An 11,631-nucleotide genomic window follows, 5' to 3' on the forward strand; every position below is an offset into this window, starting at 1 on the left:
TTACCACCCCGTTGAAATAGTCACGTCATGAAATGACTAAATAATAAGCTTGCCATGCACAAATTTCGGCATATTTAGCACATTTGTGACAATAAATGGGCACAGCCGAAAAAATAGAGGCCTTTGTGGGGCGGTTTTTAGGCGGACCTACCTATTTGCCAAGGCGAGGTACAAACTAGTGCTTCATCATGCCGTGATGCTTGGTCAAAACCATATAAAATACTACTTAATATTGGCCATTTTACTGAAAAATATCGACGAGAGGATATCGGCCTAGCTCCCGTTGCGTGCATTGCAACATGGCAGAGTCGATCGCAAAAGCTCGATCAAAAATAACCGAAGTTGCCCTTGCCGCCTATTGCTCGCCTTAATAGAATTGCAAATTATACCTGTCACGGTGACGACAGGTGGAAAAGGCCGGAAGCAACCGGTCGAGAGTGGGCGACCTTAACAAGCCCACATGACAAGGGACGGCGCTCGGGTGGGGCAATCGCGATAATACCCGAGCCGGTTTATGGGCTGTTGGGTATGGCACTTCCAAAATTCATCCTCGGGATGATTTTCGCTCTGGCGATCGTCGTCGGCTGGTCCTGGCTGGGCGGTGCGTCGATAGGCACGATATTGGTGCGTGTCATCATCTGCGCCGTGACCATTCAGGCTGGCTATTTCGTGCTCATCTACACCATGATCGCCAGGAGCGCGCCGACGCCTGCCGACATAGCTCGTGACGCCGAGCGCAAACTGAACGCACCCGAGGTCGCCGAAAGCGAGAAGCTGGGCGGTGCCAGGCGCGGCCTGCATTGATGCAGACTGCTCAAACGTGGCCGGTTTGGCGGCAACGACATCCTTCGAGACAAAGGGACCAAAGCGCCGCGTGAATCCGTCTCGGCGCGACGCGTCTTGGTCGCCGGCTCACGCCACATCAGCGGGTTCGCTCTCCGACTGTTCCCCCAACAGCATCCTCGACAACCGGCTGCCGGTTTTTTCCTTCAGCCGCTGATATTGGCCGACCTCGACGATACGGCCGTTTTCCATCGCCACCACCCAGTCGGCGAAGGCGATCATCGACGGCCGGTGCGCGATGGTCAGGATCGTCATCGTACCGCGTAATCCATCGATCGACCTGGCGATCAGCGACTGGTTCTGCCAGTCGAGCGCGCTGGTCGCCTCGTCGAGAATGAGCAGCGACGGCTTGCGCAGCAGCGCGCGCGCGAGCGCGATGCGCTGGCGTTCGCCGCCCGAGAGCCGCACGCCGCGATCGCCGACCACCGTCTCGAGCCTGAGGTCGAGCCGTTCGACAAACTCGCCGGCGTGCGCCTGACGCAGCGCGGCCCACAGATCGCCATCGCTGGCCCGTGGCGCGGCGAGGCGCAGGTTCGCCGCGATCGTGTCGTGCAGGAGGAACACGTCCTGCGGCACATAGGCCACCTGGTCGCGCCAGCGACGGCGATTGCTGGCATCGATCTCGACGCCATCGACAAGCATCTTGCCGGTGGTGGGCTCCAGCAGGCCAAGCAGCATGTCGGCGATCGTGCTCTTGCCCGATCCGGACGGGCCGATCAGGGCGGTGACCTTGCCGGCCGGCAGGCCGAAGGTGATGCCGCTCACCACCGCCTTGTCGACAGCATCTCCGTAGGCGAAGGACACGCCGCGAATATTCAATCCCTTATTGAGGGAGAGTGTCCCGGCGTCGGCGAACTCGGTATGGCCGGGCTCGCGTTCGGCGTCGAAACGTGCCTGCAGGCTGCGCATTGCCGTAAAGGCGGGCAGGTTGATCAGCACTTGCTGGGCCTGCGTCTGCATGTCCATGAAGCGCGGCGCGATACGCATGAAGACCAGGAGCAGGACGACGATCTCGGCCAGCGACAGATTGAAGCGGACCAAAGCCACATAGATGAACAGGCTCAGGCCCACGACGCTCGCCACCTGGAATACAGCAGTGCCGATGGTGCTGTTGCGCACATAGTCGATGTTGTCGGCCTTCATCCTCTCAAGCGTCGACCGCAGCTGCGCGAAATAGCTGTCCTCGACGTTCAGGCTCTTGGCCACCTTGATGCCGCCGAGAAATTCCGAGACCGTCCGGTACTGGTCCTGGCGATTGGCGGTCAGCACACGGCCGAAGGCAGTGGCCCGTGCCCGGAAGGGCCGCAGCGCCACGAACATCAGGATGCCGACGACCACGGCAAACAGCGTCATGACCGGCGAGATAAACACGGAAACCAGGAGATAGCCGGCCAGAAGAACGGCGATTTGCACCAGCATCAGCAGTGAGAAAGCCGCGCCCTGGACGCGGTCGATGTCGCCGGTCAGGGCATGATCGAGATCGGAACTGCGCATGCGTGTAAAAACGCCCCAGCGCGCCTTGCCGATGCTTTCGAACAGGTTCATGCGAACGCGATTGATGAAATCGAACAGCAATTTGGCCATGTAGACCGACTTGAAGCGATTGAACGCCGCCTGCGCCGCAACAAGCCCGACCAGCGCGCAAAGCACGGTCGTCAGTTGCAGCGTGCCATCAGGCACCAGCCAGCGCACGAAATCATCGTTGGGCAGCCGAACAGCGAAATCCTGGTCGGCACGTCCGACCAGATGCAGCAGCGGGACGAGCAGCAGGATCGAAATGCCCTCGGTCAGGCTGCCGAGGATGAGGAAGAACAGCGCCGTCCACGTTCGCCGGCCGCCGATCCGGGCAATGGTGGCGCCGAAGGCGGCAATTTCTCGAAACAGCGACAGGCGAAGGATTGGGGGCTTCGACATGGTTGCGCTCACAACCGCCGGCTGCCAGCCGACAGATCCTTTTCGATCAGTTCCACGGCTTCGCCGATCCTGTCCAGGCCCGTCGGGACTTCCAGCCGGTACACGCCGATATGGTTGGCAATCCATGAACATTGCCGAAGATGCGCCGTCGCGAAGTCGCCGGGCAGGGCCGCGCGGCCGAAGCGCGTCACATAGGAGAATTTGATGATGGCCGGCAGGGCGGCAATGGCGGGCAAGGGCGTGATGTCAGCCCTTTCGCCGCGCTCGAGGATATAGATCCTGGTCGCCGGCACCTCGTCGCCCGAAAAGCCACCGTTCAGGCGATGCTGCATCTTGTCGATCGCCGCATGCACTTGCGGCCGCACTTCCGCTTCCCCAAGCGAGATCGCCGCCGCGGCGTCGGCCGCCAGCTTGATCTGCGGAAAGCCCGGAACGGTCATTGGCTCACTCGGATTGGCGAGGTCCAGCGCCACCACGTCATCGGTAAGCAGTCGATGCCCGGCCCGGATCATCGCACTTGCGGTCGTCGACTTGCCGGCTCCCTTGTCACCCATGAAGATGGCGCTCGTGCCGGCGGCGGCGATGGCACTGGCATGCAGGACAAGCAGGCCGCGCCGGTGCAAGAGCAGCGCCATGACCGGACCAAGCAGCGGAAACGCGAGCAGCGCGTCGTCGACGCCGGGCGCCGGTTCGATGTCGATACGGCTGGAATCGGTGATCAGGAACGCGCCCACGGCATGCCACGCCAGATATTGCCGGTCCGGCTCGAAGCGAAAGTCGGTCGCGGCTTCGGGCGAGGGCTTTGGCAGGTCGATCGCGCCGACGGCAATCACGACATCCGCCGCCCCCGGCGTCGCCGGCTGCAGTTCGGGCAACGTCACCTCCGACGCGATGGTCAGGCCGTAGGCCCGGTAGAAGCGGCGTTCTCGCTTGGCCCGGCCATGCGAAAAGGCATCATCATTGCATAGAGCGAGCGGCTCGTTGCGCGGCATCATGCGGGGCTCCCGCCATGCTTGAGCTGCCGCAGCCAGAGCGACAGCGAGGCCGAGCGCCAGACATACTGGACATCCAGGGGGGCTGCCTGATCGGGCTGGCGCAGCAGCCGCGCATAGGCAGCACTCACTTGAGGCAGATTGACGTAAGGCGCGATGCGGTTCGCATCCGAGACCAGCAGCTGTTCCAGGAGGTCGCGATGGTTGCGCAGCATGCCATTGAGGAGATTGGCAGTGAAGTCGATCTTGTCGCGCCGCCACTGCACCGCCTCCGGCAATACGCCTTGCATGGCGCGGCGCAGCACATAGCGGCCAAAACCGTGGCTCAGCTTCTCCTCGCCCGGCAGCGCCAGGCAGAACTCGACCAGCGGCTTGTCCCAGAAGGGGTAGCGCGGCTCGACCCCGAAATTGGCGGCGGCCTTGTCGAGAACCTCGAAAGCATGCGGGACATAGCCGTTCGACAGGATCCAGCGATGGCTCAAGGCATCGCTGGCCTGGACGCCGGGCGGCATGTAGCCGGCCCGGTGAAACCGGTCGACAAGCTCGGTGCGCTTGGCCAGGTCCGGATTGATCAGGTCGCGCCAGCTTCGTGCGCGCGACACTTGCGCGGGCTTGCGGATCTTGTTCAGGGCACGGTTGGCCATATGCCTCAGCCTGGCGATGCGCCAGGCCGGCCCGTAGAGGGTCAGGAACTGGAGATAAAGGCCAAGCGTGCTGTCGCCATAGGTGTTGGAGGCGCTGCGGACCTCGCGCCACAGATCCATCCATCGGCCGCCATTCGCAAGCTCGTGCAGGTGGCCGTGGCCTTGTGAAACGACCTCGTCGCCACCATGGCCGTCCAGCAGCACCTTGATGCCCTTGGCGCCGGCAGTCCGGTAGATGCCGCGGGTGAGCGTCAGGCCCGGCGCCAGGAACGTTCCTTCCTGTTCTTCCAGCACGCGCTCGAATTCGGCAAATGGGGCATAGTTGCCAACCGGGATCAGCGTCGCGTCGACCTTCTGCTGGTCGAGAACGGCATCGATGAAGGGCCGCTCGTCCATCGGCGAGCCCTTCTCGAAAATCAGCGAGAAGGTTGGCAGCCTCGGCTTGCGCGCGGCGGCATTCTGCAGGCCGGCGACACAGGCGATAGACGAGGAATCGAGGCCGCCGCTCAGCATTGCCCCGACCGCCGAGGTCCCTCGCATGCGGTTGCGCACCGATTGCGAGAACAGATGGGCGAATTCCTCCGATGCATCCGACCGCAAGGGCCGCGCCGACGGCTCGATCTGCCAGTATCGGCGCAGCATCACTTGTTGCGCGGTGACGGTTAGGCTGTGGCGGGCCGGCAGGCTGAATATATCGCTGTAGGGGGTCGACTGCGGGTCGTCGGGAAGCCCGGCCAGGAAGCCGGAGATCTGGCGCTCGCTGACACGTGCGCGGATACCCTCGACGCCCAGGATCGGACCGATCTCCGACGCAAAGGCAAAACGCCGGTCCGCCGCGTGGTAGTAGAACGGCTTGACGCCAAAATGATCGCGCGCGCAAAACAGCGATTGCCGCTCGTCATCCCAGATGGCGAAGGCGAAATCGCCTTGCAGATGCTCCGGGCAGGCTTCGCCCCAGCGCAGGTAGGCCCGCATCAGCACGATCGCGTCGGCTACCGACTGGTCGCGGATACCGAGCCTGGCCAGCAACTCGTCACGGTTGTCCAGCCGGCAATCGGCGGTGATGGCGAGCCGGCCCCCAGCCATCGTCAAAGGGCCCGGACCGACTTCATCCGATGTGTTGAGCCAGGCGTGGCCAAGGGCGATGCTGGTGTCCAGCCACCAAGAACTGCCGTCAGGACCACGATGGCGCATGCGCGCCAGCATTTGCTGAATGTCGGCCGCCGCGACCGCCGGTGCGTTTGCTCCGCGCAACAGGATTCCGGCGACGCCGCTCATCGGCTGCCGTGGTCGACGAGATGGGCGAAGCCGTCGATCGATCCGCCAAGCACGATATGGTTGTCGCTGACCAGCCAGGCATGTGCTTTCAACTGCTCGCCTGTGCCACGTTCGATGCCGATGCGTATCGTCGATTCATTGCCTTGGCGGGCGAGAATATACTGGCCGGAGAGCGCCTGGGTCAGGCACGTGGCGTAAGGGACGAAACGGGCCGCGGCGGCAACGCCCCAGGCGACGCGCCGCAGTTCGCCCATTGAGGCGCACTGCCGCGCGTCGAGGCGCGTCACCAGGCTGCGTACACGATTGTAGGACAACAGCGTCAGCCCCAGCCGAACTGTCGCCACCACCAGCAGGCAATGGCCAAGGAAGATCATTTCCGAGCCAGTCAGGGAGAAAATCCTGACCAGCCCGCGCCGGCTTCCCCCGCGCTTCGTCTGCTTGACGTTTGTTTCTCTCGCCGGTTCCTGCCGTAAAGCCGTGGCCCGCGAAGACAAGGCCGGCGAAACCAGGGCCCGTGAAACCAGGGACTTGTGCTGGACCGGCTTAGACAAGTGCCTCATGATGCCGTCTCGCAAGCCCATTATCGGCCAGGCCCTTCAGCAATGCGTCGACATCGGCCTGGCAGCGCACCGGGTCGACATTGTAGCGCGCAAGCACGGCGCTGCGGATGTCGCCGATCGACCGGGGTTCCTGGATTAAATCCCAGATGAAGGCGCCGACGCCATTCAGGCTGTAGTAGACATTGGATTTGAGATTGAGCAGCGCCAAGCCATCGCCGAACTCGCAAGCCACGGCATCCTTGGTCGCGCACACGCTATCGTGGTCGCCCAGATCACGGTCGGATAGCTCCCCGTTCATCCCCAAACCTCGCTGACAAAACGCTGCGACATCTCCAGGCGGCGCAGGAGAAATCGGGAGGCTGGCCCCCCGACCCCTCTTACGTCTGCTTTTGAATCCAGAGTCCCAACATGTCACTCTGGAATCGGCTGTAGGTCTCAGGAGAACGTCAGGTCGCCAATCGGCGTATGCGCGGGGAACGATGCGTCGATCGCCGTGCTGCCGCCGCCGCCCTGGGTGATGGTCTCAATCGAACCATGGACCGTCAGGCTTGGCGTTTCATATTCATGCTTTTCAACATTCTGTTCCATTTTACTCTCCGATTTAGGACTGGAAACGGCCTGTCGAGTGCCGTCAGCACTTTTATGCTGCAATGCAATAGCTGCACGGCAGCATTTATGAGTCAAGACTGTTTTACTTTCTGTTAATCAATTACGGTTGCTGGCGTCGTCACATGAGCGGCATGCCTAAAACTTGTCATTTTTTAGCCGATTCCTTGTGCACGACGATCGCGCCCGTGCTGATTCTTTAAGCATTTGATTTTGCTTGCATAAGCTGTTTGCGTTGTGCCTATATTTAGGCCTCTCTAATGAAAAGAATTTCCATTTGAGAAATCGTCCGGAGATTGCCTAAGCCGACGTGGCAAGGGACATTTCAACCGCGGTTTTCACTGCTTTCCGATGCCACCTCGATAGACGCTTTGGTGGCAAAAATTCGCACTGCAGAAGGAAAGGCTTTACGGCATCGAGGTTTTTGGTGATGCTTGCTTCGCACTTGCAGCATAAGTGTCGGCGCGAAACGCTTTCTTGGGAGACTGTGCGCTAAATGGCCTTGCCGGATGGCTCATACGAACGATTGCGCGCCGCCGGCTGTGCCGGCGAGGTGGCCTATGTGCAGGCTTGCCTGCGATTGTTTTTCGCCGGCCCGGGCGCGGGCGACGTTTCGATGCGCCATCTTGACGGTGAGAAAATTGCCGAGATTGCCAGGCTGAACAAGGTCGCCGTCTTTGTCCTCAAGGCGCTTTCACGCGCACCCGCGCTTCAGAGGCCAACTAAGCTTTTCCAATGGCTCGACACCTACCGCAGGAAAACGGTTTCGATGAACGCGTCCTGCATCATGGATTCGATGGCGATCCAGGACGTGCTGCGCGCCAGCGAGATCGATTTCGTTTTTCTGAAGGGTCCGTTCCAGCAGCAACTTCTCTACGACGACCATTTTATGAAGCCCTCGGGCGATGTCGACATCCTGGTTTCGCCGCTCGGATTTTTCAGGGCGCGTGATGCGCTTCGCAAGATCGGCTATGAGGTATCAGGCAAGTCGAGCTCCGTCTGGTGGGTCCGCTTCCTCGGCGAACAGCACATGACCCGCGACGACGGGCCGAGGTCGTCCACCGTCGATCTCCACTACCGCCTCCAGCAGCCCGGCTCGCCAAGCCCGCGCGACGCGGACGGGTTCCTGCGGCGCAAGCGACAGGTCGAAATCGCCGGTGCGACGGTGCCGTTCACCTCGGTGGCCGATACATTGCTTTTGTCCTGCATCAGCGTCGCCAAGGCACTTTTCAACCGGGAACCCTGCGCCGGATACGTCTGTGATATCGGCGCCAGCGCCGGCCGCCTCGACGAGGCGGATCAGCAGCGTTTGCTCGATGCCGCTACCGCGCAAGGTCTGGACGACACGCTGCTGCTTGGCCTGCGCGCCGCCGACGTGCTACTCGGCGGTGCCGGCACGCTGCTGTCGCAGCGCGCGACCAGGATCCTGCCGCGCATCGGCAATGAGGATCTGCTCAGCATGGTCATCGCGCCGTGGCTGCCGTCGCTGCGGTGGCCGCAGCGGCGAACGGTGCTTTGGGAACTGTGCGGCCGCGCGCCGGTCCGCTATCTGGCCGAAGCAGGCTGGGCGGCGTCCGCCGATATCAGCCGCCGCATCTTCGAGCGGCCGGCGAGTCGCTGAAGGTAAATTGGATGCTGATGGCAATTCTGTAGTGCATCGAACGAGTACGGGGCGAGGGCAAATCGATATTACCTGTACGAGAGGCAAATCCATGTCGATGACGAAATCCGAGGTCTGCGTGATCATCGCGGCAAAAAACGCCGCAGCGACAATCGCCGTCGCCATCGCATCCGCATTGCGCGAACCGGAAGTGGCGGAGGTCGTGGTCGTCGACGATGCCTCCACCGACGACACCGCCGGTGTCGCACGATCCGCCGATGATGGCAGCGGGCGGCTCTCCGTGATGCGCCTCGATGTCAATCGCGGCCCCTCCTTTGCCCGCAACGCAGCCATCGCCGGCTCGAAATCGCCGTTCATCAGCATTCTCGATGCCGACGATTTCTTCCTCGAAGGCCGGTTTCGCAACCTGTTTGCCGGCGCCGATTGGGATTTCGCCGCCGACAACATCATGCTGATCAGGGATGATGCGACGGGCGACGCGACGAAAATCGTCGCGCCGCAATTTGCCGCCGATCCGGAATTCCTCGATTTCGAGCGTTTCGTCGAAGGCAACATCTCCAGGCGCCGCGTGCAGAGGGGCGAACTGGGCTTTTTGAAGCCGGTGATCAGCCGTGCCTTCCTCGACCGCCATGGGTTGAGCTACGACGAGAGCCTGCGGCTGGGCGAGGACTATGAACTCTACGCCCGCGCGGTCGCATGCGGGGCGCGGTTCAAGGTCATTCGCTCCTGCGGCTACGGCGCCATCGTCCGCGCCGATTCCCTGAGCGGCCGCCACAAGACCCAGGACCTGAAGCGTTTGGCCGATGCGGATCTGGCGCTGCTGGCGATCGACAGCCTGCCGGAAGGCTCGAAGGCGGTGCTGCGGCGGCATGAACGGCACGTGCGCGACAAATATCGGCTGCGTAATTTCCTTGACGTCAAGGCCGAGCGCGGGCTGGGCTCGGCTGCGGCTTACGCCTTCGCCAGCCTGTCCAACCTCATCCCCATCGTCCAGGGCGTGGCTTCCGACAAGCTCGAGGCGCTGTTTCGTCGTGTCGGGCTTGTGTCCAGCCAAAAGCCTGTGCCGCCGCTGCGCTTTCTGATGGCCGGAACCAGCACGGGCAAGGAACGCTGAGAGCGGTCCCGATGCAGCGATTTGTCCACTCGCGGCATGTCATCACGCAAACCATTTCGGCCGGATTTATGAGTTTACGAATTGGGTGGTTGCCTCGCGGCTCCGACGATGGCAGTCTATGTTGCGGTGCAGCATAGTGGACGACCAGCCGAACTTGGCCCCCGATCGGATTGGTCTGATGTCTCTCCCTCAAAAGGAGCACGACAACGCAACACGAGTTTTTGAGCCCCGGCTGCGGGGATCGGCCAGAAGCCCGGCCCACAAGCCGGCGATGACGGGAACCTGAGTTCATGGCCTCGATATTCGGTTTCAGATCAAGGGATCCGGCCCGCGACCGTCAGGCCGATGTTTCACGTCTTGATCGTCTGGCAAAGCTGTTCGAGCAGATTGCGGCCGAGATCGAGGCCGAGAGAACCGGGCTTGAGAATCGCTACCGGACGACGTCGACCAACGCCGCCTTTCTGGTCGAAGCGATGGAAAACGGCTCTGCTTCCGACAAGCGGTCTTCGGAAGTCAGCGCCCTGACACAGTCGATCCTGAATTGCGAGCGCCGCATCGCGGCGCTGTCGCGCCAGGACGGTATGATGAAAGATCTCCGTCATTCGCTGGATATGGTCTTTGACGAGGATGCCTCCTCGGCCGCCGCGGCGGAATTCGCCTGGCCGGCAGGCGCCGGCAGAGGTTGAACGTGAAGGCTCGGAACTGTTGCAACAGATTTGATGCAAGGCGGGAAGCAGAAGCAATCGAGAGGGTCACAAGGAAGGTCAAGGTTGGCCCGTGCAGGAGCGGTTCGAACGTCGACTTTGGGTTGGGGACACACAGCGCAAAGGTGAGTTTGGTATGAATTGGAATCCGAAACCTACGACGGCAATTGACGCACCGCCTCTCGCATATCGGACCGGACAAGCCGCCCGGCGGCTGGGGTCGCTCGGTGCGTTGCTGCTGGCTGCTCTTGGCGGTTTCCTGGCAACCCCTTCCCATGCCCAGGACATTCCGACATCGCCGTCCTTTGTCGATGATTTCAAAAGCTTCGACCGCACGCGCTGGTATGTTTCCGACGGCTGGAACAACGGCAGCCATCAGAATTGCACCTGGTCGAAAAATATGGTCGAACTGTCGAATGGTGTGCTGTCGCTCGGCTTCGAAAAGCAGACGCTGAAGGATCGCGACTACGTCTGCGGCGAGATCCAGACCAAGCAGCGCTTCGGCTATGGCACCTATGAGGCACGGCTGAAGACCGATACCGGCTCCGGCCTCAACGCCGCGTTCTTCACCTATATCGGTCCAAGCGACAAGCAGCCCTGGGACGAAATCGACTTCGAGGTCCTGACCAAGGACACCTCCAAGGTGCAGGTCAACGCCTATATCGCGGGCAAGGGCAAGAACGAGAAACTGGTCGACGTACCGGGCGGCACGGAGAAGGCCTTCAACGACTACGCCTTCGTCTGGCAGAAGGACAGCTTGCGATGGTACGTCAACGGCCAACTGGTGAACACGATTACCGACCCGGCGAAGCTGCCCAGCCATGCACAGAAGATATTCTTCAGCTTTTGGGGCAGCGATACGATGAAGGGCTGGATGGGAGCGTTCGCGGATCCGGGCCGCAAGCTTTCCCTGCAGGTCGAGCGGGTCGCCTTCACGGCGCTCGGCGAACCCTGTCAATTTCCGGAATCGCTGGCATGCAGTGTAAAGTAGTTGGGAAAGTCGATTTGAACCGGCGGGGCCGAAAACGGTCCGCTGCCTTGCATGGGAATGAAACCGAATGAATTTGACGGTGTTTGGAATTGGCTATGTCGGCCTCGTGCAGGCGGCGGTGCTTGCCGAAGTCGGGCACCAGGTGGTGTGCGTCGACATCGACGCCGCCAAGGTCGAGCGGCTCAACCAGGGCCTGGTTCCCATTTTCGAACCCGGTTTGGAAAACCTCGTCAAGGAGAGCCATGCCGCCGGCCGCATCAAGTTCACAACGGATGCCGCCGCCGCTGTCAGGCACGGCGAGATCCAGATGATCGCGGTCGGCACGCCGCCGGGCGAGGACGGCTCGGCCGACCTCAAATATGTG

12 protein-coding genes are annotated in these 11,631 nt (G+C 61.7%); 6 read left to right on the top strand and 6 right to left on the bottom strand.

Going from position 1 to position 11,631, the window contains the following annotated elements:
• Positions 1–528 precede the first annotated feature (528 nt).
• Positions 529–804, top strand: a complete 276-nt coding sequence (locus EN949_RS27345) for an exopolysaccharide production repressor ExoX protein (RefSeq protein ID WP_013528119.1) — start codon at positions 529–531, stop codon at positions 802–804.
• A gap of 108 nt (positions 805–912) precedes the next feature.
• Here the strand turns inward: EN949_RS27345 and EN949_RS27350 are convergent, their stop codons facing one another.
• From EN949_RS27350 to EN949_RS27375, 6 genes are all read right to left on the bottom strand, one after another.
• Complete coding sequence (locus EN949_RS27350; RefSeq protein ID WP_063169879.1) at positions 913–2,757, bottom strand: ABC transporter ATP-binding protein; 1,845 nt, start codon at positions 2,755–2,757, stop codon at positions 913–915.
• 8 nt (positions 2,758–2,765) lie between these two features.
• A complete protein-coding gene (locus EN949_RS27355; protein ID WP_063169880.1) occupies positions 2,766–3,752 on the bottom strand; it encodes a serine kinase in 987 nt (328 codons plus the stop codon).
• Entirely contained in the window at positions 3,749–5,671 is a 1,923-nt protein-coding gene (locus tag EN949_RS27360; RefSeq protein WP_063169881.1) for a lasso peptide isopeptide bond-forming cyclase, read from the bottom strand. Before EN949_RS27360 ends, EN949_RS27355 begins: the two co-directional genes overlap by 4 nt.
• Positions 5,668–6,231 carry a lasso peptide biosynthesis B2 protein gene (locus EN949_RS27365; protein WP_027164263.1) on the bottom strand — a complete coding sequence of 188 codons (564 nt, stop codon included), beginning with the start codon at positions 6,229–6,231 and terminating at the stop codon, positions 5,668–5,670. Before EN949_RS27365 ends, EN949_RS27360 begins: the two co-directional genes overlap by 4 nt.
• Positions 6,215–6,529 (bottom strand): PqqD family protein, encoded by a 315-nt coding sequence (locus EN949_RS27370; protein ID WP_027164264.1) that lies wholly within the window; start codon positions 6,527–6,529, stop codon positions 6,215–6,217. The genes EN949_RS27365 and EN949_RS27370 overlap by 17 nt, the downstream gene beginning before the upstream one ends.
• Positions 6,530–6,666: 137 nt before the next feature.
• Positions 6,667–6,819: a lasso peptide gene (locus tag EN949_RS27375; RefSeq protein ID WP_010913078.1), complete on the bottom strand. Its 153-nt coding sequence runs from the start codon at positions 6,817–6,819 to the stop codon at positions 6,667–6,669.
• 514 nt (positions 6,820–7,333) lie between these two features.
• Here EN949_RS27375 and EN949_RS27380 point away from each other — a divergent pair.
• The 5 genes from EN949_RS27380 to EN949_RS27400 form a co-directional block, all read left to right on the top strand.
• Complete coding sequence (locus tag EN949_RS27380) at positions 7,334–8,458, top strand: nucleotidyltransferase family protein (RefSeq protein ID WP_013528113.1); 1,125 nt, start codon at positions 7,334–7,336, stop codon at positions 8,456–8,458.
• A gap of 91 nt (positions 8,459–8,549) precedes the next feature.
• A complete protein-coding gene (locus EN949_RS27385; protein WP_127371490.1) occupies positions 8,550–9,572 on the top strand; it encodes a glycosyltransferase in 1,023 nt (340 codons plus the stop codon).
• 290 nt (positions 9,573–9,862) lie between these two features.
• Positions 9,863–10,258: a hypothetical protein gene (locus EN949_RS27390; RefSeq protein ID WP_127367027.1), complete on the top strand. Its 396-nt coding sequence runs from the start codon at positions 9,863–9,865 to the stop codon at positions 10,256–10,258.
• Between the two features lie 154 nt (positions 10,259–10,412).
• Positions 10,413–11,267: a family 16 glycosylhydrolase gene (locus EN949_RS27395; RefSeq protein ID WP_024501832.1), complete on the top strand. Its 855-nt coding sequence runs from the start codon at positions 10,413–10,415 to the stop codon at positions 11,265–11,267.
• Between the two features lie 67 nt (positions 11,268–11,334).
• Positions 11,335–11,631, top strand: a 297-nt coding sequence (locus tag EN949_RS27400; protein ID WP_164782555.1) for a 3-hydroxyacyl-CoA dehydrogenase NAD-binding domain-containing protein, incomplete at its 3' end; no start/stop codon positions are given.

It is taken from the genome of Mesorhizobium sp. M7A.F.Ca.US.007.01.2.1 (genome assembly GCF_003998165.1).
Lineage (GTDB): Bacteria > Pseudomonadota > Alphaproteobacteria > Rhizobiales > Rhizobiaceae > Mesorhizobium > Mesorhizobium ciceri.